We start from the raw sequence: 24,556 nt of genomic DNA on the forward strand, positions 1-24,556 counted from the left end.
AATGAGGGAGTAGTTTTATGAAAAAACAGAAACGTATTGCTGATTATGGTATTTTAATTGGTCAAATGGAGCGAGGAGCATTAAATGCTATTACAGATGTTCCGGGAGTAAAAGTGGGGCACTGTACTCTTGATGAAGGATCTGTAAAAACAGGTGTCACGGCGATTCTTCCTCATGAGGGGAATATGTTTCAGGAGAAATTAGTGGCAGCGTGTCATGTAATTAACGGTTTTGGTAAATCTGTGGGATTGGTACAAGTAGAAGAAATGGGGACCCTTGAAACGCCTATTATTCTTACAAATACATTGAGTACAGGGACGGCAGTAGAAGCATTGGTGCGCTATATGTTAAAAGAAAATAAAGATATAGGTCGAGAAACGGGAACGGTCAACCCTGTAGTATGCGAGTGTAACGATGGCTTTTTAAACGACATTCGTGGTTTGCATGTAAAGGAGGAGAATATTTTTTCTGCCCTCGCACGTGCGGATAAGGAATTTGAAGAGGGGAGTGTAGGGGCAGGTAGGGGAATGTCGTGTTACCAGCTTAAAGGGGGGATTGGCTCAGCTTCACGTGTTTTTACTATAGGCGGAGAAAAATTTGTTCTCGGTGTTTTAGTTCTCTCAAATTTTGGGGAGAAGGGAGACTTAGTTATTGATGGCTTGAAAGTCGGGAGAAAAATAGTAGAAGTCGAATCTTCGCTAAAAGAAAAAGAACAAGGATCCATTATTGTTATTATATCTACTGATATTCCTATGACTGAACGACAGCTGAAGCGAGTTTGCCGTCGTGCTTCCGTAGGCATTACCCGTACGGGAGCTTATATTGGGAATGGCAGCGGCGAGATTGCGTTGGCTTTCACTACGGCTAATCGGTTTTCGCACTATGAAGACAGAGCGGTTTGCCCTATAGGGATGTTTAATGAAAATCATATAAATGTTGTTTTTCGTGGAGTTGTAGAGGCTACAGAAGAGGCGGTGTTGAATTCTATGATTTGTGCTGAAACGACTATAGGGCGAGATGGGAATATTCGTCGTTCTCTTAAGGAATATGAATCATTTTTTGTATGCTCCGATTGATAATTCAAAGCATTGATTATATGATGAATATACTTTTAGGAAGGTGCGACGAGCTTTTCTATATTCTCGTAGGAGGGAAGAACTGCATGAAGAAAAAATTATGGATAGCTTTGCTCATGGCGTTAGCGTGTGTTTTTGTTGTGTCTGCGGCTTTTGCTGCCCCTCAGCCAGGTGGCATTTTGAGGTGGCGCTTGATCAATGATCCACCTTCTCTCGATCCAGTTTTTTCTAACATTACAGTGGCAACCCGTGGTTCAAACCTGTATCTGGAAACTTTGGTAACTACATCTGCAGATGGGAAAAAGATACTGCCTCTTTTGGCCGAAAGTTGGGAAGTTAGCGACGATGCTTCAGTTTGGACCTTTCATCTTCGTAAAGGAGTTCACTTCCAGAAAACAGTTTTAGGAGAAGCGACGCTGAATGGTGGTCGCGAGATGACGGCAGAGGACGTAAAGTACAGCTTTGAACGTCTCGTAAAGATGAAAGCAGCGCGGGTCTTCTTCGCAAGCAGCATTGCTGGGTATAAAGACCTGAATGATGGCAAGGTTGATGAATGGAGTGGCATCAAAGTCCTTGACAAGTATACGATTCAGTTCACCCTCGAGTCTTCTTTTGCTCCCTTCCTTGCGGTTATGACATACCCCAATTTTGGCATTGTTCCTAAGGAAGATGCGGAAAAGTGGGGGAAGGAGTTTACCTTCCATCCAGTTGGTACTGGACCGTTTGTTCTTGAAAAATGGGATCATGATAACCTCGTTTCCTTCCGAAAGAACCCCGATTATTGGGGAAAAGACGCTGATGGGAATCAGCTCCCCTATCTTGATGGTATCGATCTTGTTGTTATCCCCGATAATAGTGTAGCCTATCTTGAGTTTAAGAAGGGTAATATCGATGTGCTGCCAGATATTCCTGACGAGTATTATCGCGAAATTAAAAAAGAATTTGAAGGTCAGTTCCAGGAAATACCAGGTTTGGACGTTCAGTATTACGGCATGAACCAGACGAAGCCTCCTTTTGACAATATTAAGGTTCGGCAGGCTCTGAATTACGCAGTGAATAGAGAGGCTATTAGTGAATTAGTCCTTAATGGACGTTATTCGGTAGCAAAAGGTGTTCTGCCCCCTGGTATGCCCGCCTATAATCCTGATATGAGATGTTATTCCTATAATCCTGAAAAAGCCAAAGCGCTTTTGAAAGAAGCAGGGTACGAGAAAGGTTTTGAGGTTACTCTCCATTACAATAATAACCCTCGTCATAAGGCTATAGGCGAAGCAGTTCAGGCGCAGCTTGCCGAGCTTGGCATTAAAATGAATCTTTCCTCTTCTGAGGTAGGGGCACATTATGATGCCGTTCGTCGTGGCGATTATGGCTTGTTTAGGGCTGGATGGGCTGGAGATTATGTAGACCCTGATAACTTCCTTTACACATTGTTCTACTCAGGGAACATTGGCCCTCAAGGGAACTACTCTCGATATAAGAACGAAGATGTAGATACGTGGCTTGTGGACGCTCGTCGAGAAACTGACCGTGAGAAACGTATTGAGCTTTACAAGAAGGCAGAACAGAAAATTGTTGATGATGCAGTGTGGCTTTTCCTTTTCTATAGCACGAACAGCCTCGTTACAGGACCGAATGTAAAGAACGTTCATCTTGATTTCTTGGGAGACTATATGACGAAACTTACCCAAGTGTATATTGAAAAATAAAATTATCGCATAGTGACGGAACTTAAGGAGGGAGACCGTGAAACGGTCTCCCTCTTTCGATTGGATATTAGAAGAAGAGAAACACGTGAAAGGAGCTTATACCCTCTATGAAACGAAACGTAGAAATAACAGATTTGTTGAAATATCGTTTTCTTTCAGTGCCTTCATTTTCTCCAGATGGCGAGCATATTTGTTTCCGGGTTCACCAAGCTTTACGAGAGGAGAATTGTTACTCTACAAACCTTTGGATCTACAATCTTTCTCGGGGAGATCTTCGTCAACTTACTACCTCGGGGAAAGAAAAAATTTTTGCATGGAAGCCAGACGGACGTTCTCTTATTTTTGCCAGTGAGAGACAAGAGCCAGAAAAAAATAAGACGTATCTTTACTCTATATCTATAGATGGAGGGGAAGCATATTCTTTAGCTCAGATTCCCATGTCTCTTTCATCGCTCGCTGCTCTTAACAACGATATGCTTTTAATCACAGCTTCTTTCGAGCCAAAGTATGAGAACCCAGATGAAGGGGACTATATAGTTTTTGATCAGATTCCGTTCTGTTCCAATGGCAAAGGATATACGGGCCAACGCCGTAATGGATTATATGTGTATAAGCTTTCCACAGGAGAATTAACGCGGCTTTCTCCTGAAGATATGGATGTGGAAAACTTTTGCATCGATGAAAAATGCAAGAAGGTTTTGGCCTGGGGGCCACGCTATCGTTATGTTAAAGGGCTTTATAACGTTTTATGGGAGTTCGATGTTACGACTGGAAGAGGTTCCGAACGCCTGCAAGGAGAGACGTTCACGTGTAGATGGGCAGGTTATGTTAATGGAGACATTTGGGTTACTGGTAGTTATTTAGATAAACACGGTGTCAATGAAAATGTTAAATTTTATAAGATTCTCAAGCAGGATATTCAGTGTATATCTCCCGATTTAGATCGAGGCTTGCGGAACTCTATCGGATGCGATTGTCGATATGGAACAACAGATCTGAACCTCGCTTTTTATGCCCAAGACGATACAGTTTGGTTTGTTTCCACTGATAATTTCCGTTCTCATCTTCACACTATCAAGTCGGATGGTTCTATAAAACAGGTCACCCATGACCTTTTTTCGGTGGATGATTATCGCATATATAAAGACATGGCTGCTGTTATAGGTTTAAAAGGTCTTGCTCTTCAGGAGCTTTATCTTGTTAAAGATGGTAAAGAACAACAGGTAACTCACTTTAATGACTGGCTTGGAGAAGAGTGTAACCTCCCTGAACCTGTTCATGTGGTTGTGGATAATGGGACGGATATGCCTATAGATGGGTGGTACATGAAACCAGTAAATTACGAAGAGGACCGAACATATCCTGCTATTTTAAATATTCATGGTGGCCCCAAGATGACTTTTGGGGATGTCTTTTTCCATGAAATGCAATATTGGGCTGCTCAGGGATACGGAGTCTTTTTCTGCAATCCCAGAGGAAGCGACGGGAAAGGGAATGGCTTTGATGATATTCGAGGTAAGTATGGTACTGTAGATTATGAAGATATAATGACTTTTACCCATTGGATTATAGAAAATGTTCCTTTTGTGGATAGAAATCGCCTTGGAGTTACAGGTGGCTCTTATGGTGGATTTATGACGAACTGGATTATTGGGCATACCAACCTTTTCAAAGCGGCTGTTTCCCAACGAAGCATCAGTAATTGGGTGTCGAAAGCCGGGGTCTCTGATATAGGGTATTATTTCGTGCCAGATCAGCAAGCTGCTGATATCTGGACTGATGTAGGAAAATTATGGTGGCATTCTCCTTTAAAGTATGCAGATCAGGCTCAAACTCCAACTCTTTTTCTTCACTCCGATGAAGATTATCGTTGCGAATTGTCACAAGGATTGCAAATGTTTTCCGCTTTAAAACGTCATGGCGTTGAAAGCCGTATGTGTGTTTTTAAAGGCGAGAACCATGAATTGAGCCGAAGCGGGAAGCCCCGGCAACGTCTTGCCCGCCTAAGGGAAATGACAAATTGGTTTGATCGTTTTTTGAAAGACAAGAGATAAAGAGGATGCTCTAACAGTTTGTTCAGCACCCCAAAAGTCGGACAGAAAATCCAGCGTTTGGGGTGCTCTTATCTTTATTTATTATTTATGTTCGGCGAGTAGATATTCGAGGCAGGTTCTAGTTGCAAAAGCAGAAGCGCCGAGACCGTAGCAATCGAATTCCTTTTCGTAGTAATCTACTGCGGCTATATCGAGATGAGCCCATGGAATAGTAGGATCTACGAATTCTCTTAAGAACATGCCGGCTGTAATAACGCCGCCTCCAGGGCCACCAGTGTTTACTACATCTGCGTATGGGGTATCAATTTGTTCCCGAAGCTTTTCGTCGTCCATGGCAAAACGGTGGAACCGCTCGCCTGCTTTTTCAGCAGAGAGAAGCACGTCGTTACTCAGCTTGTCCCAGTCAGAAACAAGGCCAGCAGTATAGTTTCCAAGGGCGGTGACAGCAGCACCTGTAAGAGTGGCCATGTCGATAATAGCGTTAGGCTTGAGAGTGGATGTGTAAGCAAGCATATCTGCTAGAGTCACTCGTCCCTCTGCGTCAGTGTTTTTAATTTCAATTGTCTTGCCATTGAAAGTGCGGATGATGTCGTCGGGTCTATAGGCATTGCCGTCGGGCATGTTTTCTACAGCACCGAAGAGACCGTGAACTTCGTAGGGACATTGAAGGGCTGGAAGAGCATTCATAATGCCTAGAACATTGCAGGCCCCAGTTTTATCGCATTTCATGGTTTTAATGCCATCCCTAGTTTTTATACAAAGCCCGCCGCTATCGAAGGTAACGCTTTTTCCTACGAGGGCTATTTTTCCAAGGGTCTCTTCCCCTTGAGGATGATATGTAAGGTGAACGAGTCTTGGGGGTGTTTTAGAACCCTTTCCTACATGCCAAAGAGCTAAAAGGCCTTTGTCTTGAATCTGTTGCTCGTCAAGAATAGTGAGTTCCATTCCATGACGGGAGGCTATTTCTCGGGCAATGTCGGCCATAATGAGGGGAGTGATTACATTGCCTGGCTCATTGGCTAGGTCTCGCGAGTATGTTTGAGCGGTAGCAACATGACGCCCCTGCTCCATGGCTTGAAGGTCCCCGCCTTCAAGGAAGAAAGATTCACATGTTGCAGCAGGAGATGTGTCGGTAGTGCGATATTTAGTAAACCGGTAATTGCCAAGAATAGCACCTTCAGCTATAGCTTTGCTGCTGGCGGCTGTGGGAGGTTCGGGGAGGGCGAGAGAAAAAATTTTAAGCCCTATGGTTGTCCCTTTCCTAATATATTCAGCAGTTTTATTTCGGTATAGGGTTGTAAGATCAGAAGATCGTTCAACTCTTTTTCCGAGCCCAATAACAGCAAGCCAATAGGAGCCTTCGGAAAGCGGAATAAACTGAATGGCACCCTTTTTACCCCATTTCGAAAGAAAGTCACTATAGGGGGCCAAGGAATCTGGTAGCTTTGCATCTTCGAAGATCATAAAACCTCGAACACTCATAGGTGTTGTATAAGATGGGGGTAAGCTTAAAAAATCCATGATGAACACCTCCAGAAATAGTGGCATTACATATCTACTATACAACAAAGGGAGAAAGAGAGGATATAATTTTAAAGGTTAGTTGCACATCGTTATTATCTTCGAGTAGCTTTGGTGGTGTGGGGAAGAGATCCTTTCAATCCTCGAACACCGTGTATCCCAACTTTCTAGAATATGGAGGCGTAGTTTATGACCGATGGAAGCAATGTAACTCTTTCTTATTACGAAAAGGCTCAGGAACTTCATGAAAAGCACATGGTTGTGGATGCTCATTTCGATCTTTTACCATTGGTGTTAGGGAAACGGTTGAAAGGAGAGACTCACGTTATTGAACGGGATTATCTTCCTTCTTTGAGGGCAGGGGGAGTCAACCTTGTCATTTCGTCTCTTTTCGTCCCTAACGAGTACTTGCCTGAAATGGGATTGCGCCGAGCCTTGGATTTAGTGAGCGTACTTCACGCAGAAATGGAGGAAAGCCCAGGCCTCTTTTCTTTGTGTAGGAATACCCAGGAGATACGCCATGCCAAAGAAAAAGGGGAACTTGGAATTCTCCTCTCCTTTGAGGGACTTGAACCTATAGGAAATGATCTCGCTTTGCTTCGTATCTTTTATGAGTTGGGAGTGCGAGGGATTGGAATTACATGGAGCCGTCGGAACTTTGCCGCAGATGGTTGTTTTTTTAATCCGGTAGAGGAAGGGCGAAAGGGTGGGCTAACAGAATTTGGCGTTAAAGTTGTACGAGAAGCCACCCGCCTGGGTATGTATTTTGACATAAGCCACCTTAATGATGAAGGAATGGAAGATCTGTTTAGTTTGTATCAGGGACCAATCATGGCTTCTCATTCTAACTGTAGATCGTTAATGCCCTCTATGAGAAATCTCACAGATGATTTAATTGGCAAATTGGCACGAAGTGGTGGAGTTATGGGTATGAATGTTTGTAGTACTTTTGTAGGGGATCCGGATGTAAAAAAGCTGGACGAGAAAGATCTGGCCAATCATGTAGATCATATCCGGAGTTTAGTGGGAGTAGATCATGTAGGTTTTGGTTTCGATTTTTGTGATGAAATGAGAGATTTTACCAAGCCGGGACCTCATCGAAATTATGATTGTATTAAAGGGCACCATCATTCTATAGAATTTACAGCAGAGCTTCTATCGAGAGGGTATAGTGAGGATGAAGTAATAAAAGTTATAGGCGGAAATTTCATAAGTTTTTTAGAAAAGACGATAGGATAAATAAGAGAGGGACTTTTTAAAGTCCCTCTCTTATAGTAAGCATATAGAGCCTGGCACTCTTTTATATAACGGAGCTTTTTATTTTTCTTGGAGGAAACAGGCAGTGTAATGCTCATCTCCACGATCTCTAAGCTCGGGAGTTTCTTGAGAACAGCGCTCCATGACATATGGGCAACGGGTATGGAAGCGGCAGCCTTTTGGAGGATTGGCGGGAGAAGGAATATCTCCTTCCAGGGGAATTCGGATTCCTCGTTGCTCGGGGTCGGGGAGAGGGATAGATGAAAGAAGGGCTTTTGTATAGGGATGCATGGGATGCCTGAATATCTCTTCTTTTCCCCCTAACTCCACTATAGTGCCAAGATACATAATAGCAATTCTGTCGGAAATAAATTTCACCACAGAGAGGTCATGGGTAATAAAAAGATATGTGAGGCCGAACTCTTCTTTCAGATCCATAAGCTCGTTGAGAACCTGGCTCTGTATAGAGACGTCCAAAGCACTTACAGGCTCGTCGCAAACTATAAACTCTGGGGCTAAGGCTAGGGCCCTGGCGATGCCTATTCTCTGTCTCTGCCCCCCTGAGAACTCGTGGGGATAGCGGAAGCGGTGCTCCGGAAGAAGCCCAGCTTTCACAATAATGTTTGTAATGTAGGTATCCAGCTCTTTTTTTCCCGTGGCAATGCCGTAAAATTTTACGGCTTCTCCTACTATTTCTTGCACTGTCATACGGGGATTGAGACTCCCATAAGGGTCTTGAAAGATAATCTGGATATTTTTCCGAATCTCCGCAGGATTTTCCTTCAGAGTTTCCCCCACGTCCCTTCCCTTGAAATAAACAGATCCGGCTGTGGGAGTGAGAAGATGCATAATAGTCCGGCCTGTTGTAGATTTGCCACATCCGGACTCTCCTACTAATCCAAGAGTTTCCCCTCTTTTTATAGTGAAGGACACGCCATCCACAGCTTTTACGTAGCCAACGGTTTTTTTGAATATTCCTTTCTTTATAGGAAAATATTTTTTGAGCCCTTCGACCCTGAGAAAGTCCTGATCGTTTTTATTCATTTTCCACACCTACCTTCTCGGGGTGATCTTCATAGAGCCAGCATCGAATAGCTCGATTATTGGAAAGAAGATAAAGGGGCGGTTCCTCTGTAGTGCATCGATCGAAACATTCGGAGCAGCGATTGTGAAATTTACAGCCAGAAGGGAAATTCAACGGGCTTGGAACAACGCCAGGTATAACATCAAGTCGTTTTGCCTGTGTATTGAGATGAGGGATAGAGTGAAGGAGGCCACGGGTGTAGGGATGCTGAGGTTTTTTAAAAAGAGGGACGACTGGTGCTCTCTCCACAACTTTCCCTGCATACATAACAACTACATTCTGCGCCATTTGGGCTATGACACCGAGGTCATGTGTAATAAAAATAATAGCCGAATTCATTTTTTTCTTGAGTTCGTTCATGAGATCAAGAATTTGAGCTTGAACGGTTACGTCAAGAGCTGTAGTTGGTTCGTCGGCAATGAGAAGGGATGGGTTGCATGCTAGCGCCATGGCTATCATGGCCCTCTGTCGCATTCCTCCAGAAAGCTGATGAGGATACTCTGTCATTCTTTGACGAGCGGATGGAATACTTACCAACTCCAAAAGTTCCACTGCTTTTTCGAAAGCCGCCTTATTATCCATGTTTTGGTGAAGCCGAAGAGGTTCCATAATCTGCTCACCAATAGTAAAGACAGGATTGAGACTCGTCATAGGCTCTTGGAAAATCATGGAGATGTCATTCCCTCGAATTTTTTGCATCTCTTCTTCCGATAATGTAGTGAGATCTTTCCCGTCAAAAATGATCCTGCCTCCAGCTATTCGACCAGCTGGGCGTGGCAAAAGCCCCATAATAGAGAGGGATGTAACTGATTTTCCACATCCGGATTCTCCCACTATTCCTAGAGTCTCGCCAGATTCTACTGAAAAGGAGACGCCATCGACTGCCTTCACTGTTCCAGCATCTGTATCGAAATATGTTTTAAGGTTTTTGACTTCTAGCAATGCCATGTTTTTCCCCTACCTTTTCAACCGTACATCAAGAGCGTCGCGAAGACCATCACCTACGAAGTTAAAAGCGAGAACGGTGTACATAATCGCTAATCCGGGGAATATTGCCCACCACCATTGCCCAGTGGTCAAATATCGCTGGCCTTCAGATATCATAAGTCCCCAGCTTGGCGTAGGTGGTTGTGCGCCAAAGCCGAGGAAGGCCAAACCGGCTTCGGTAGTAATAACTCCGCCCATCCCCAATGTGGCCTGTACGATGATAGGAGCGATGGCATTGGGAAGAATGTGACGAAAAATGATTCTTGAAGTAGGCAATCCAAGGGCTTTTGTCGCCTCAACATATTCTCTTTCTCGAAGAGAAATAAACTGAGCTCTGGCTACACGGGCAATAGGAACCCATGAAACTATACCAATAGAGATAAAGATGACGATCATCCCAGGATTTTTAAAAACAGCTACGACGGCAAGAACGAAGAGGAAGAAGGGGAAAGCGAAGACGACGTTAATAAGCCATGAAATGATGTCATCTATATACCCGCCAAAATATCCTGCCAAGGCACCAAGAGTAACGCCTAAAAGGAGGGACACGATGGTAGCAAAAATTCCAATCTGCAACGATATTCTGGCCCCATAAATAATTCGGCTTAAAATGTCCCGCCCGTAAAGATCTGTGCCCATCCAGTGTTCTGCAGAAGGAGAGGCAAGTTTTGCTTTGATCCCTTCTGTCCAGACGAGCTGTTTAATAGGGTCATGAGGAGCTATGAGAGGCGCAAAAATAGCTACAATAAGCAAGCTGATAACCATAAAAAGGCCTATCATAGCCAACTTGTTGCGACGGAAACGAATCCAAGCCTCGTACCATAGGTTACCAGTAGTGATTTTTTCTGCCATAACTCTTTCTCCTGTCAGTTTAGTCGTAACGGATTCGTGGATCGAAGAAACCGTATGAAATGTCGACGATGAGGTTGGCGATGAGGAAGATGATCGCCATGAAGATAACGGTTCCACGAATCATGGGGAAATCCCTTGCTATAAGGGCATCTACAGAAAGTCGTCCAATGCCTGGCCATGCGAAGATTGTTTCTGTCAGAACAGCGCCAGAGAGAAGAGATGCTATTTGAGTTCCAATAATAGTGATGATAGGGATCATGGCATTTTTGAGGGCGTGTTTCATAATGACTATGTTTCTGCCTAACCCCTTAGCGCGGGCAGTTCGGATATAATCTTGACTGAGGACTTCAAGCATACAGGATCGGGTAAGCCTGGCTGTTAATGCGGCAGGCCGGATGCCTAATGTGATCATGGGAAGTATGAGATATTTTAAAGAGCCATCTCCATATCCCGCTCCAGGGATCCATCCAAGAGTATATGCAAAAACAAATAATAACAGGAGACCAATCCAGAATACTGGCGCGCTGACTCCTGCTATGGCAACAAACATAGCCGAGTAATCAAAAACAGAATATTGTTTTACTGCTGAGACAATACCGGCTAAAATGCCGATAGTAGTTCCTACAATAAGAGCTCCGACAGCTAATTTAGCAGTGGCCCCAAGGCGATTTACAATAGCATCGAACACTTTTTCGTTTGTTCGATAGGATGTTCCAAGGTCTCCTTTGCATACTTGAGAAATAAAGCGGACATACTGGACGTGGAGCGGGAGATCAAGGCCTAAATCCGCTCGTATTTTTGCAAGGGTTTCTGGATCGCCACGTTGCCCCATCATAATCATGGCGGGGTCTCCGGGTACTACATTAATGAGGAGAAAAACAGCAGTTATAACGCCCCACACAACAGGAATAGTGTAGAGAATTTTCCTCGTGATGTAAGAAAACACGATGATCATCCCTTTCTGTCGTTAAAAGTGTTTTGAAGAATAACAAATGAAGATTAAGTCAAGAATACACCCCCCAAAATGTAAGACTTGGGAAAATGATACACTATAAACTCTTTCAGAGAAAGAAGAGGTTGTTTTTACGGATAAAAAATATAGAGAATATGGAAGTTTAATTTTTATAGAGTTACACAGAAGAGAATAAAGAACCCCCCTCAAAAAAGAGGGGGGTTGATGTTTTTTACAGATTTTTTAAACGTCGAGATTTCGAACTTCGTGGGCATTGGCAACAATAAAATCTCGCCGCGGTTCCACCTTATCACCCATAAGAATGCTGAAGTATTCATCGGCTGCCATGGCATCTTCAACCTCGATGCGTTTGAGAACTCGATTTTGAGGGTCCATTGTGGTCTCCCATAGCTGTTCAGGATTCATTTCGCCCAAGCCCTTATAACGCTGTACGCCAACTCTTTTGGGGTCTGAGGAAGAATCCACAGTTTGACGCAGCTCTTTATCGCTAAAACAGTAGGTAACTTTTTTCCCCTGCTGAACGCGATAAAGGGGGGGCTGAGCCAAGTAGAGATGGCCTTTTTCTATAAGGTCTGGCATATAGCGGAAAAAGAAGGTGAGAAGCAATGTGCTTATATGGGCTCCGTCTACGTCAGCATCTGTCATGATAATAACCTTGTTGTATCGTAACTTTTCATAGTCAAAGTCATCACCAATGCCACAGCCTAATGCCTGTATGATAGTTCGGATCTCGTTGTTACTCAAAACTTTGTCAAAACGAGCTTTCTCCACGTTGAGTATTTTTCCACGCAATGGAAGAATGGCCTGGAAACTTCTGTCGCGTCCCTGTTTGGCACTGCCGCCTGCTGACTCTCCTTCGACGATGTAGACTTCACTGATGTGAGGATCTTTGCTGGAACAGTCTGCGAGCTTGCCAGGAAGGTTCATGCCTGTCATAGCCGTTTTACGTACAAGCTCTCGGGCTTTCTTTGCTGCGGCCCGGGCTTGCCGAGCCTTCAGAGCCTTTTCTACAACAGGTTTAAGTACGTCCTCATGTTCTTCCATATATGTAAGAAGACCGTCGTAGACAATGGAATCAGTGATTCCTTTTATTTCACTATTCCCTAACTTTGTTTTAGTCTGCCCTTCAAATTGAGGGTCCGACATTTTTACTGAGATAACGCAAGTCAATCCTTCTTTTAAGTCTTCACCAGAAAGGTTTTCATCTTTTTCACGAAGCATTTTGGTCCTTCTTGCTACTTCATTAATGGCTCTGGTAAGAGCTGCTCTAAATCCAGAGACATGAGTTCCACCCTCAATAGTATGAATCATATTTGTGAAGGCATAGATTCTTTCCAAGTACCCATCATTATACTGAATACCTACTTCTACAGAGGCTCCATCTTTCTCCCCCTGGATAACAACAGGTTCTGGATGAAGAGGAGTTTTTCCCTTGTTAAGATATTCGATGAAGGTTTTGATGCCGCCTTCGTAGTGGAAGTCTATGGTTTTACCGGAACGGCGATCTTCAAGGGTTATGCGCAAACCGGGGTTCAAGAAAGCCATTTCCCGAAGACGTCCTGCTAGTACCTCACTGGAAAATCGTACTTCATCGAAAATAGTTGGATCAGGGTGAAAACATACCAGAGTCCCTCTTTTTGTAGTGGGGGTCCCTTCTGACAAATCTGTAACTGGTATCCCTTTCTCAAAGCGTTGCTTCCGTGCTACGTCATTTCGATATATGGTAATTTCAAGCCACTGAGACAGTGCGTTGACGACAGAAACGCCAACGCCATGAAGTCCTCCCGAAACTTTATACGCCTGGTTATCAAATTTCCCTCCAGCGTGAAGTACAGTAAGAACAACTTCCGATGCTGGACGACCGCTAGATGGGTGAGGATCTGTAGGTATTCCCCGTCCATTATCTTCAACCGAGACACTCTCATCCTCATAGATAATGACAGAGATCTTGTCGCAGTAACCGGCAATAGCTTCGTCTATGGAGTTGTCAACGACCTCGTACACGAGATGATGGAGGCCCCGAGGCCCCGTATCTCCAATGTACATGCCAGGGCGCTTGCGAACGGCTTGAAGGCCTTCCAGAACTTGTATGTCTTTGGCCGTGTACTGTTTGGCCGGTGTTGTCATATATGATCTCCTCCTTGGTACTTTTGCTTGAATTCCTGAGCACGACGTCTTGATTCTTTCGTGAAAGCGCGGTATCTTTTTGACAGAGTTTCAGGTTTAAAACCAGTAGCGGCAACTGATCCGTCTTTCAGATAGAGAGCTGTTTCGTCCCCATGGCGTATTATGGCGACTATTTTTCCTGCCGAAATGATACCTTGTCCTTCGAGGGGAATAAACATGCTCTTACATCCTTTCTTTTCCTGTGGCTGCAACCTAAATATTATACCAAATATGATAGAGTCTTGCTTTTGATAAGTTTTAAGGAGGAGCTCTTAATTGAAATTCTTTTCTTTGTTAAAAAAAACTCTTTTTCATCTCGGTTCTGCTCTTCGCTCAGAGTGGCAGACTTTTGCTGCTGTTATTGTGGGCAATGTTCTCATGGCCCTTGCAGTGGTTATTTTTATTATGCCTAATCGATTCCCTGACCTGGGAGTTTCAGGGCTTGCAGTACTCTCTAATTATGTATGGGGTATCTCACCATCCTGGGTTATTCTTATAGGCAATGCCATATTGATGCTCTGGGCCTGGCGAGAGCTCTCGCCTCGATTTGTAATTTGGACGTTGTTTTCAATTATTCTTTTTTCTTTCTTAATCAAAGTCTTTGAGTTTATTCCATTCCTTAATCTCAATGATAAATTTATGGCGGCAGTTGTTAGCGGAGTCATAAAGGGATTTGGGGCGGGCCTAATTCTTAGAATGGGGGCATCTACAGGAGGGCTCGACATACCTGGTATGGCCCTTCGTAAACGTTATGGCATAGAGATGGGGCAATTTTCCATATCGTGTAATTCTGTGATACTGCTTCTTTCCGCCTTTGTTGTGGGAATTCAGTCTACTATTTATGGCGTCGTTGCTCTCTATATATATGGGATCGTTCTCGACAATACAACCCGTTCCTTTGACAGGCGGAAGCAAGTGTTTGTTATTACGAATCATCCCCATGAAGTGTCAGGGTTTATTACGGGAAGCCTCCATCGGGGAGTAACTCTTCTTCATGGAGAGGGAGGGTTTTCTGGGAAGGAACGAATTGTCCTCTTGGCCCTTTTAGAGCCTCGACAAGTTGTGGCTCTAAAACGTTTCCTCGCAGAGAACGATCCCCATGCTTTTATGTCTATTAACGAGGCCTCCGAAGTAGTTGGGAAAGGATTCAAGAGCTGGAAGTCTCTATAGGCTGTAGCAACTGTATCTGGACGGCCATGAACATTCATGCTTGAAAGGGCATGGAGTGCAACGTCCAGGGAGAGGGGAAAAAGGCCCCGCTATCCCTCCTTTTGCCATGGTTTTGATAGCCTCCTCAAGTCCCTCCCATCCTTGAGGGTCGGGAGTATCCACTTTTTCTTCCTGTCCCTCTCGAAGATGCCATAAAGCAAGAGATATTCGAGAGGGCGCGAAGATCTTTTGAGCCGCGAGACCGTAAAAAAGAATTTGGTCGTTATAAAGATTTTTTGGCACTTTCGAAATAGTTGTAATTTTATAATCCCTTATGAAGAGGCAATCTCCTTCCTTCCAAAGAAGATCGATAGCTCCTCCCATTTGTGGCCCTTGTGGAATATGGAGTTGGAATGGGACCTCTTTCAGGACGGCGTCAGCATGTTTTTGAATTCTCTCTACAGTTGGGCTCTTTTGGAAAGTAGAAAGCCATGTATAGAGCTGATGAGGAATGCCTCTATGAAACCAGATGGGTCTAAGGTCCGGAGGTAGCTTTTCTCCGAATATCTGCCAGTTATTTTCGTTTGGGAAAAAAACTTCTATTGGTTCTTCTACAAAATTCCATTGCGAGAGAAGATAGTGAGCCAAGCTGCCAAGATCTGTTCCTCCTTCATCTCTTTCATCGCTGGGCTGTTCCCATACGAGCTCTTGCCCTTGCCTATGTTTTAAACGGAAAGCGTAGGGGCAATATCTATAAAGAGCAAAAGATGTTGCGCTTACTCTGCTAAGAAATAGACAGTTTTGCTCGGGGCATGGAACGGCTATGGGAGCATTCTCTTGTTCTTTCTCTTTGCCTTCATTAAAAGGTGAGGAGAGTGTCGGAAGGTCTTCTTTCTGTATAAAAGCAGCGATATCCCCCTCTTTTTTACAAAGCATTTCCAGCCAAGATCCTTCTTTAGGGGTAAGCCCTTCTTTTTTGAATGGAAGAGCCCCGCAGAGGATAAGACTATCCCGGGCACGGGTACAGGCCACATAAAAGAGGCGTTGCCACTCTTCATATTCGTCTCGAGCTTCTAATAATTTGGCTAAAGACCAGGTAAGAGGACTTTTATCGTTTTCATTTCCCGGAATACGACTTAAAGCAATACCGAGTTTCTTAGAGGGGGTGAGGCTACTTTTTTCTCCACTATTGCTTGTTCGTTCCATTCCCATTAAAGCCAAAACAGGAAACTCCAATCCCTTGGATCCATGTACGGTCAAAACGCGAATAACGTCCTCTTTTTCTCCGGCAGAATCTGCTTCTTCTACTTTTTCCTGTCGTCGTACCGCTTCTCTCAGGTATGCGGCACATCCAGGAAGGCTTGTTCCTATAGATGACTCGAACTCTCGTGCGATGTCTACTGCTTTCCTCAAGTTGGCTGCTACTCTGCGTCTTTTCCATGCAGGAAAGACCAGAAGGGTTGCCCCTCTTTCTAGAAAAGAAGCGAGAACGGCTGATGGACCGAGGAGATGGGCTGTGAGTCTCCAATCTTTTATCATGAGGGCAAGTTCTGGGTATTCTTGACAGAAAGCTTGAACTCGATAGCCGGCAGGATGTTGAGAAGCCAAGTTTCGAACATCCTCCAGGGAAAGGCCAGAAAAGGGGGAAGATAAAAATCCCATGAGATCTGCTTCACTCTCAGGATTATCTAGAAAATTCAGCAAAGCTATGAGGTCTTGAATTTCGCTTCTAGAAAAGTAGCTGGTACTGCCTTCCAAATATATAGGAATATGAAATTCCTCAAAGAATACTTTCTCTAATAGAGGGAACCATATGGAGCGAGAAGGTACAAGAATTGCCATATCGCTCCATTGTACAGGACGTTGTATTTGTTCTTTCTTGTCCCAGATTGTCTTTTTTTTGTGATGATAGGAGAAAAGTGTATGAGCAAGCCTTCGCGTTTGGCGGAGTCGTACATCATCGATGGATTCTTGTTTCTCTCCCGCTTCTATAAATAACAGAAGGGGATCAACGGTACATTGTTGCCGTTCTTCATGGAACTCAAGGTGTCGGGGCACCTTTAAGGGGTCGTAAGGAAGGGGAAGCTCTTCTCCTAACCCTTTCTCCCAAAGGAGGGCGAAAAGACTGTTTACTCCCTGAACAAGGTTTTCTCGGCTTCTAAAACTGGTATCTAAAACTATATAACGCCCTTCTCCGCTTTGAGCTCGACGAATATAGGAGCCGAAGAGGGTAAGATCTGCATGGCGGAAGCGGTAAATAGATTGTTTAAGGTCTCCTACAATAAAAAGGCGTTGGTTTTCCTGGCAAACTTCCTGAATGAGCTGGTCTTGAAGGGGATTTGTGTCTTGAAATTCGTCGACTAGAATTTCCTTAAATCGAGAAGCATAGTGGGGACTATTTCCCAAGGCTTCTATTGCATAACGAATCATATCATCAAAGGAGAGTCGGTTTTTCCTGTGCCGAAAAACGTCCCATCCTTTCCAGAAAAGAGCGGATATTTGCATAATATATCGCCTGTAAACGTGTTCGTTTTCTCCTATTCCTTTTCCTTTGCTATAAGCCTCAAGCCAAGGTTCATCTTTTTTCAGACGATCTCTGTAGCTTCGCACTGGTTCTCCTAAATGTTCCGCAATTTCATCACTTAGTTTGCCAGAAGCTCCCTTAAGGCAGAGAATTAATGATTCTATGAATGTGGGCAGGTTTTCATCTAAGGGACAGGTATTCCAATCTCTCTCGAGAGATTCTATTCGTTGGCTCAGGGTTTTACTTGACTTTCCTAGTTCCGTTAAAGAATAGAAAAGCCCTTCTTGCGGCTTAAGGAATTTATTCCATTCATCCCTCCATCGCTGAAAGATAACAGGTTTAAGGGATTGAAGTAGGGATGCGTCTCGATCTGCGAGTTCATTGCCCCAAGTCCATATATCTTCTGGCGATAGTCCTTGGCTTGCGAAAAGAGCCAGGCAGCTTTGAGCCGTTCCGACTATAGCTGATGGGCCAAAATTGTTGACGCAGCTCATAAAAAGAGGATCGCCCAGAAGCTCTTTGACTTTTGCGTGCCACTCTTTGGGAAGCTGTCGTTGGAACCAGTGTTTATCCCAGAGATCCAGGGCTTTCTCCCCCTCATCCCAGAACAAAACCTCTTGTGGAGGTGCTACTATATTCGATTCGGGGTCAAGAGTTGTTGAGAGCCCGCTTTCTTTAAGGACTCGCATTGAGAATGCGTGAATAGTGGAGATATATGCTTCATCAATTCTCTGAGCGGCTTCTAAAAAGGTTTTTTTATACGAAGGTATTTTTCTGGAAAGGTCCAAGAGCAAGCTTCTAATCCGTTCAGACATTTCTGTCGCTGCTTTTTCGGTAAAAGTTAAAGTAAGAATTTCATCTACTTTGGCTCGACCTGTGGCGATAGCCCAAATGAAGCGCCAAGCCAGGGTCCATGTTTTACCAGTACCAGCACCTGCGCTTACAACCACGAGGGGGTCGTCAGCGGTAATAGCCTGAAATTGTCCTAGCTCTGTTTGAGATCTAAGGAAGGTTTCAAGGTGGTTATTCTTCGTCATTTTCTTCTCCTCGTCCTGATAGTTCTGAGCGTCGGCATAGTTGTGCAAGAGAGCAATATCGGCAGACATCTGAATTATAGCGAGGAGGATATTGTGTGGAGATAAGGCTTTGTGCCATCTCCTTCAATCCTTGTTTAGCTTCGTCCATAGTCCTTTGTAACCCCATGTTATCCCGCCCGTTTTTTACCCCCACTATACATTGAAGGTCGCCGGAAGAAATATAGCCAGTAAGAGTGCAATCCTCATGACATATATAGATAGTTCCACTAATCTCCTGTATTGGCGCCGGCAAGACTCCTTCTCCTTCAAGGAGAGCTAGCCCATATGCTGCAAGTTGCAAGCTTTTATTTCGCCCATTACTTTTCCCAAGTTTATAATCGAAGATGAGAATCCGTCCATCTCGTAAATATTCAATACGATCCGCACGTCCCGTGAAGGGAACTCCTCCTATGGTGAGTACGGGGAGATCTTTTTCACGATATTGTTGCTGTCGCAATTCAGCAAGCCCGGCCTCTTCTATAGATTGCTGAATTTCAGCCATAGAGAGGCATTGAGAAAGGAGGTTTTCTCGATATCGCACCAGATATGATGACTCTAAAAGTTGTGGGTAACTCTTCTGAAGAGCTTGTTCCCAAAAAGAAGGGACAAGATATGGAAGAGGTTCTTTTTCTTTTAGATAGACGCTCCAAACTTTATCCCAGAGAGTGTGGAGGGCGGACCCAATATTTCGCGGGTCAGCTCCGAAGGAGGTAGGCCCTTTTATGTCGAATAAAGTTGTACAGGAGAAACGGAACGGGCAATTTATGTAATCATCAAGTTTGCTGAGTTGCCCATGGAGAGGCTGGGGTGCAATATGATGATCAACAGGAAGTTGCCGCTTAGCCCCCTGAAAAGGGTATGCATTTTCTCGGATCTCTACCTTTTCTATAATACAATCATCCTCTCCTGGCAAAAGTTTGCTGAGAGAACGTTCTAAAGGATCTATGTCTTGAGGTAGCGCTATCCATCCATCTAGAAGAGCATTGCCCATAAAAGGGGTCACCGGTAAGGGGCGTCCTGAGGAGTCGGCTGCAGGAGAGCTTATAATAACAGCTTCTTCTCCACAGGCGAGTAACCGACGAAAAAGTCCCTCTCGTTGTTGCCGTTTTTCTTTGAGAAGGGGGAGATGTCCCCTCTCTGTTTCGGTGATTTCGTGAAGTATTGCTTTGCGGTGATCTGGGAGAAGGGGGGACTCGCTGAGCTTTCCAGGCCAAACTGCAGCAGTAAGGCCTGGCATGATCCATAGAGACCGTTGGGTCAGGACAGGTGGAGTTCCTACATAAAGAGCAAGTGCTCCTTTTACAGATGGGGGAAGCCATATGGTAGCTACAGATGCCCAATGACACAAAAATGTCATAGCATGTCCATTAGAGAGAGTATCTTGCCCTGCTGGACCGATTCTGTTCTCCACTTCTGCAAGGTTTTCTATTTTATGTTCTGTTTCTCGTAAAGCCGCATTGAGCCGGCGAAGAGCTTCATCGAGTTCAGGATGATTTATGGCCCATTCAGAGAGTTCTGGTCCCCACGAAGGAGCATCTGTTGCCAAAGAATAGAGCGCTTGCAATAAGTCGGAAGGCGTCCCTCCAGTTCGGAGCTTCTTTACAAAAGAGGCCATTTTTTTAAAGGATCCCACTCCTCTTTCGGGAGCTTTTTGCTGGAGAAGAGAGTTCCATCCCTCCTCGCTAAGAGAGAAAATATCTGGTGGAGGAGGAGTTTGTAGTTCTTTCCCGGCTAAACAGGGTTCTCTGAGGAGAGACCATGTTTTTTCAAGAGGCCACCACTCTTCACCCACTTCCCATATTCGTTGAGCCAGATCCCAAAGAGGAGTTTGATCCACAGTAAGCCCTTCATTAACGCTGTAGGGGATGCGGTAACGTTTTAATACTTCCTCTGTTAAAGAGAGGGAACTTCTTTCTATAAGCACGCCTGTTGAATCCCAAGAAGGAGCCTTCCTTTCAGGGGCAGCTACAGAAAAATATCCCTTTTGATTGTGCCAAAGCACCATCTCTCTTGCCAAAACCTCAATTTCCATTCGAGGAGATCCGGCAGTTACTCGAATACAGTCTGTTGTTTGAGAAGAAGGCGTTGATTCGAGGGTACCCCAAGGGAATTGGTCTATTGTTGTGTATAGGCTTTTTATTCCGGTGGTGGGAGAAAATATTGAGACATGGCCACCCATGTTCATTATCTCTGATAGAAGCACTTTCTGACTTGAGCTGAAGCTGAGAAATCCTACAAAAAGAAAGTTCTGTTTTTCTATCCATTCTTGAGATATATTTCCGCCTTTTTCGAGAAGTTCAAGAGTGACAAGAGGTACTTGTGCACTATCCATAAGATTATAGGCAGAAAGATAGCGTACATATTGGTGATAAAGAAGACAGAGAACCCCTTCCCCACTCTTTTCGAGAGGACAGGAAGTGGGTGTACACCTTGAACATCCAAGAGAAAGGCCGAGGGTTTCAGGTTGAATAGCCTCTCTGAGGAGTTCTCGACAATGAGCTCCTAATATAGAAGCGAAGCCTGGTTGACGCACCCCCGGCGGTAATGGTGAATTTTCAGGGCATCCCCCAAGATATTCCTTCAATATATGACGAATAATAAGCCAATGATCTGGAGGGTCTATTTGACGGCGAGGCTCTACTCGAACGCCTTTTTGGTGAAGGACTCTAACTATATTTTGTGTGAGGTCTTCCCATCGCCATATGGCTGGCTGAGAGTGTCCCCAAGCTCCTTGGGGCAGTAGAATGTCTTGTAAAAGTTTTTTATCGCGGCTTGTAGGGACGAAGAAAACCTTTGATGTTGCATCCAGACTTTTGGGGGAACGAAGCTCCTTTTCCAGTTCAGAAATATGACGATATAAAACAACCCTGGGTTGTGTTCCCACAAGAAATCCCTCCTACAGCAAATATAATTACGATAGTTTTATTTTACCCTAATATTCAGCTTCTTCTAGTAACAAGAAGGCGGTTTGAGATATACTTTACATAAAGTGTAAGAGAGGGAGGGATAAAATGAAAAGAATTATTTTTTCTATGATTATTTTGGGAAGCCTTTTTCTCGGAGCATTTACCGGGGCCTGGGCGGAAACAGAGAAGGAGAAGAGGCTCACGTTGGTCATTTCGGCGCCGGCTCTCGAATATATGAAAACTCTTCCAGCACCCCTCTATTTAGATTGGGGATATTACAGGGGAGCTTGAGGGGAGGAGGAATCGGCTCTCGTGAAGAGTCGAGAACCCAGGGATCCTGAATCTTTTATAGAAATTTCCAACGATCAGATGAGCTTGTTTGTCAGAAAAAATATGAAATTTCAAAACGATGTAGTTTCTATAGAGTATTTTGAGTATATAGGGAAAAAAGTGTTGATTTGCCGTTCCGTTTTCTAAGCACATCGAATGATGTAGAAGAAGTAGAAGTAGAAGAATGTGTTGATAAAAGCAGGGGAAGCTACAGGCACTATGGCTTTCTTTGCTTTTTTTATTTACTTGGGGTACGATTCTTTAAACTATAAACTATATGTATAAAGGTAGTTTCATTGAGGTGGTATGAACGTGGTGAAAGCGGTTGTTTTCGATTTTGATATGACATTGGCTGATAGTAGCTATGCGATTACAGAATGCACGAATCGTTTAGCAGAAGAGCAAGGGTTGAGACCTGTTACGAGGGAAGAGGTACTTAAAACTATAGGGATGCCTATTCGGGATGGATGGCTTTTTCTTTGGGGACGTTTCGAAGAAGATTGGCTTGTTCGATATCGAGGATTTTTTGTAGAGCAGGAGTACGCAGGAATTCGAGTTTTCCCAGGTACTGTTCCTCTTTTAAAATCTCTCCAGAAAAAAGGGATAAAACTTGCTGTAGCCTCGAATCGTCAGAATGCTCGACCTGTAGTGGAATCGCAGAGACTTGAAGGTTTTTTTGAGTATATTATCGGTATTCAGGATGTTGAGAACCCCAAGCCAGCTCCCGATATCCTATATAAGAGCATGGAGCTTCTCAAAACTGATCCAGAAGAGATTTTTTATGTAGGAGATACAGATTTGGATATGATGACTTCTGTAGCTGCAGGGGTTCGAGGTTTAGGGCTTTCGACGGGGAATTTTTCTAGAGAAGAATTGCAAGCTTCCGGAGCTTGGAAGACTTTTGAAAAAATAGAAGATATCCTTACCTTGTTTTAAGGCGTTGCCCTTGACGCCCTAATCTTTCCATTTGCGGCAGTAGTTTTATCTGAGGTGATTATATGTGTAGAAAAGCAAATAGACTCATAAAAGAGAAGAGTCCTTATTTACTTCAGCATGCCTACAATCCTGTAGATTGGTATCCTTGGGGGAAAGAAGCCTTTGAAAAAGCAAAGGCGGAAAATAAACCTATTTTTTTAAGTATTGGATACTCTACCTGCCATTGGTGCCATGTAATGGAGCGGGAAAGTTTCAATGACGACGAAGTCGCTCTTCTTCTTAATGATGCATGTGTCTGTATAAAAGTAGATAGGGAGGAACGTCCCGATATTGACTATGCGTGTATGGCTGTGAGCCTTATTATGAACGGTAGTGGCGGCTGGCCTCTCAATCTTTTCCTCACGCCAGAAGGAAAACCTTTCTTTGCCACTTCATATGTTCCTAAAAGGACGATAAAAAATATTCCGGGACTTGTAGAGATGGTTCCCCGTGTTAAGTGGTTATGGCTTATGAAACAGCAAGAAGTCCTTCGTTCAGCCGATAGTATTATTGAGGCGTTGGAAAAAAGCCATGTGGAGAGCAGAGGAGCATGCCCAGGGCAGAAAACTGTTATGGAAGCCTATAAAGAGCTTCGGCAGCGTTTTGACCCCCTAGGGGGCGGTTTTTTTGATGCCCCCAAGTTTCCCTCTCCTCACATTATTTTGTTTTTGCTTGAGTACAGCAAGATTTTTGGGGAGAAGGAAGTTTTTGAGATGGTTCAGAAAACCCTGGACCGCATGGCTATGGGAGGGATTCATGATCATATTGGGGGTGGCTTTTCCCGATATGCTACTGATCGGGAATGGAGAGTCCCTCATTTTGAGAAGATGCTTTATGACCAAGCTTTGCTTATGGTTGCCTATACGTCAGCATGGGAATTAATGGGACAAGATTCTTACACGAAAGTAGTGCAGGACATTGCTACTTATGTTTTGCGCGATATGAGAGATTCAGGTGGTGCTTTTTATACGGGAGAGGACGCAGATAGCGAAGGGCTGGAGGGTCGTTTCTACCTTTGGACAGAAGATGAAATTCGACAGGTCATGCCGGCATCTGAAGCGAATCTTTTTATTCGGGCATATGGCATACAGCGTAAGGGGAATATATACCAGCAAATGACAGGGAGTCGTCTAGGACAAAATGTTCTTTATATGCCCCTCTCTTTCCCTGAGCTTGCAGAAGACGTGGATATGGATTTGGAAGAGATAGAGAAACAGTTGGCGATAGCTCGTGCGAAACTTTTTGATATGAGGAATGAACGGGTTCGCCCTCATAGGGATGAAAAAATTCTTACAGACTGGAATGGATTGATGATCGCCGCGTTAGCCTATGCTGGTCGGGTTTTTGAGGAGCCTCGATATGTTGAGGAAGCCAAGAGGGCGGCGGATTTCCTTTTAGCGAAAGCTGTCTCTTCTGATGGCTGTGTGGTTCATCGCATCGTTCAGGGAGAGGGAGGAGTAGAAGGATTCCTTTCAGATTATTCTTTCTTGATCTGGGGGTTGTTAGAGCTAGAGGAGGCTACTGGGAATACAACGTATGGGAAGAAGGCTCGCTGGCTTCTAGATGAGACGAATCGACGTTTTTTTGATGAGGAGCATGGTGGCTATTTCATGTCTCAGCGTAAAGAAAGCCTGCTTTTTTTCAATCCTAAAGATATAGAAGATGGCGCTACAATTTCGGGGAACTCCGTGGCAGTGATGAATCTTCTCCGTTTCCACCGTCGTGAAGGTAATAAGGATTTCCTTAAACGTGCACGGCGGACTGGGGATTTTTGTGGAAGTCAGATAGAACAGAATCCAGCTATGTTTACACACTTCCTTACTGCAGCGATGTTCCTTTAAGGTGCGAAAGAATAGCCTCCTATTAGAGTAGCCCCAAAAAGTTGAACAGAAGGTCCAACATTTGGAGGCACGATTGGGG

At 44.2% G+C, this 24,556-nt stretch carries 18 protein-coding genes; 9 read left to right on the plus strand and 9 right to left on the minus strand.

Going from position 1 to position 24,556, the window contains the following annotated elements:
• The first annotated feature begins 17 nt into the window (after positions 1–17).
• The 3 genes from K360_RS0102190 to K360_RS0102200 all read left to right on the plus strand — a co-directional run bounded on the left by K360_RS0102190 (position 18) and on the right by K360_RS0102200 (position 4,836).
• Positions 18–1,076 carry a DmpA family aminopeptidase gene (locus K360_RS0102190; RefSeq protein WP_024821552.1) on the plus strand — a complete coding sequence of 353 codons (1,059 nt, stop codon included), beginning with the start codon at positions 18–20 and terminating at the stop codon, positions 1,074–1,076.
• 86 nt (positions 1,077–1,162) lie between these two features.
• Complete coding sequence (locus tag K360_RS0102195; protein WP_024821553.1) at positions 1,163–2,782, plus strand: ABC transporter substrate-binding protein; 1,620 nt, start codon at positions 1,163–1,165, stop codon at positions 2,780–2,782.
• A gap of 107 nt (positions 2,783–2,889) precedes the next feature.
• A complete protein-coding gene (locus K360_RS0102200) occupies positions 2,890–4,836 on the plus strand; it encodes an alpha/beta hydrolase family protein (protein WP_024821554.1) in 1,947 nt (648 codons plus the stop codon).
• An 81-nt stretch (positions 4,837–4,917) separates the two neighbouring features.
• Here K360_RS0102200 and K360_RS0102205 read toward each other — a convergent pair whose 3' ends face one another.
• Positions 4,918–6,357, minus strand: a complete 1,440-nt coding sequence (locus tag K360_RS0102205) for a leucyl aminopeptidase family protein (RefSeq protein WP_024821555.1) — start codon at positions 6,355–6,357, stop codon at positions 4,918–4,920.
• 189 nt (positions 6,358–6,546) lie between these two features.
• Between K360_RS0102205 and K360_RS0102210 the strand changes: the two genes are divergently transcribed.
• A complete protein-coding gene (locus K360_RS0102210; RefSeq protein WP_024821556.1) occupies positions 6,547–7,596 on the plus strand; it encodes a dipeptidase in 1,050 nt (349 codons plus the stop codon).
• 78 nt (positions 7,597–7,674) lie between these two features.
• On the opposite strand, the gene K360_RS0102215 is transcribed toward K360_RS0102210, so the two are convergent.
• The 6 genes from K360_RS0102215 to K360_RS0102240 all read right to left on the minus strand — a co-directional run bounded on the left by K360_RS0102215 (position 7,675) and on the right by K360_RS0102240 (position 13,855).
• Positions 7,675–8,658, minus strand: coding sequence for an ABC transporter ATP-binding protein (locus tag K360_RS0102215; protein WP_024821557.1), 984 nt, complete (start codon positions 8,656–8,658; stop codon positions 7,675–7,677).
• A complete protein-coding gene (locus K360_RS0102220) occupies positions 8,651–9,646 on the minus strand; it encodes an ABC transporter ATP-binding protein (RefSeq protein ID WP_024821558.1) in 996 nt (331 codons plus the stop codon). The genes K360_RS0102215 and K360_RS0102220 overlap by 8 nt, the downstream gene beginning before the upstream one ends.
• A 9-nt stretch (positions 9,647–9,655) precedes the next feature.
• On the minus strand, positions 9,656–10,537 hold the full coding sequence (locus K360_RS0102225; RefSeq protein ID WP_024821559.1) for an ABC transporter permease: 882 nt from the start codon (positions 10,535–10,537) through the stop codon (positions 9,656–9,658).
• Between the two features lie 19 nt (positions 10,538–10,556).
• The gene (locus K360_RS0102230) at positions 10,557–11,483 is read right to left on the minus strand and encodes an ABC transporter permease (protein WP_024821560.1); all 927 of its coding nucleotides are present in this window, start codon (positions 11,481–11,483) and stop codon (positions 10,557–10,559) included.
• A gap of 249 nt (positions 11,484–11,732) precedes the next feature.
• The gene (gene gyrB, locus K360_RS0102235) at positions 11,733–13,637 is read right to left on the minus strand and encodes a DNA topoisomerase (ATP-hydrolyzing) subunit B (protein WP_024821561.1); all 1,905 of its coding nucleotides are present in this window, start codon (positions 13,635–13,637) and stop codon (positions 11,733–11,735) included.
• Entirely contained in the window at positions 13,634–13,855 is a 222-nt protein-coding gene (locus K360_RS0102240; RefSeq protein WP_024821562.1) for a hypothetical protein, read from the minus strand. The genes gyrB and K360_RS0102240 overlap by 4 nt, the downstream gene beginning before the upstream one ends.
• 97 nt (positions 13,856–13,952) lie before the next feature.
• Here K360_RS0102240 and K360_RS0102245 point away from each other — a divergent pair, with 97 nt between their 5' ends.
• Positions 13,953–14,846, plus strand: a complete 894-nt coding sequence (locus tag K360_RS0102245) for a YitT family protein (protein ID WP_245587076.1) — start codon at positions 13,953–13,955, stop codon at positions 14,844–14,846.
• Here K360_RS0102245 and K360_RS0102250 read toward each other — a convergent pair.
• Together K360_RS0102250 and K360_RS0102255 are read right to left on the minus strand one after the other, a co-directional pair.
• Positions 14,841–18,386, minus strand: a complete 3,546-nt coding sequence (locus K360_RS0102250) for a UvrD-helicase domain-containing protein (protein ID WP_024821564.1) — start codon at positions 18,384–18,386, stop codon at positions 14,841–14,843. The two genes, K360_RS0102245 and K360_RS0102250, sit on opposite strands and share 6 nt — an antisense overlap.
• Positions 18,373–21,309 (minus strand): PD-(D/E)XK nuclease family protein, encoded by a 2,937-nt coding sequence (locus K360_RS0102255; RefSeq protein ID WP_024821565.1) that lies wholly within the window; start codon positions 21,307–21,309, stop codon positions 18,373–18,375. Before K360_RS0102255 ends, K360_RS0102250 begins: the two co-directional genes overlap by 14 nt.
• A 127-nt stretch (positions 21,310–21,436) precedes the next feature.
• On the opposite strand from K360_RS0102255, the gene K360_RS0102260 reads away from it, so the two are divergent.
• The 4 genes from K360_RS0102260 (at position 21,437) to K360_RS0102280 (ending at position 24,477) form a co-directional block, all read left to right on the plus strand.
• Positions 21,437–21,622 carry a hypothetical protein gene (locus K360_RS0102260; protein WP_024821566.1) on the plus strand — a complete coding sequence of 62 codons (186 nt, stop codon included), beginning with the start codon at positions 21,437–21,439 and terminating at the stop codon, positions 21,620–21,622.
• A gap of 21 nt (positions 21,623–21,643) precedes the next feature.
• On the plus strand, positions 21,644–21,808 hold the full coding sequence (locus K360_RS11290) for a hypothetical protein (protein ID WP_156923319.1): 165 nt from the start codon (positions 21,644–21,646) through the stop codon (positions 21,806–21,808).
• A gap of 159 nt (positions 21,809–21,967) precedes the next feature.
• A complete protein-coding gene (locus K360_RS0102275; protein ID WP_051461088.1) occupies positions 21,968–22,597 on the plus strand; it encodes an HAD family hydrolase in 630 nt (209 codons plus the stop codon).
• Positions 22,598–22,659: 62 nt separating this feature from the next.
• The gene (locus K360_RS0102280) at positions 22,660–24,477 is read left to right on the plus strand and encodes a thioredoxin domain-containing protein (RefSeq protein WP_024821568.1); all 1,818 of its coding nucleotides are present in this window, start codon (positions 22,660–22,662) and stop codon (positions 24,475–24,477) included.
• Positions 24,478–24,556: the final 79 nt, after the last annotated feature.

Origin of the sequence: Aminobacterium mobile DSM 12262, from assembly GCF_000526395.1 — a bacterium.
Classification (GTDB): Bacteria; Synergistota; Synergistia; order Synergistales; family Aminobacteriaceae; genus Aminobacterium; species Aminobacterium mobile.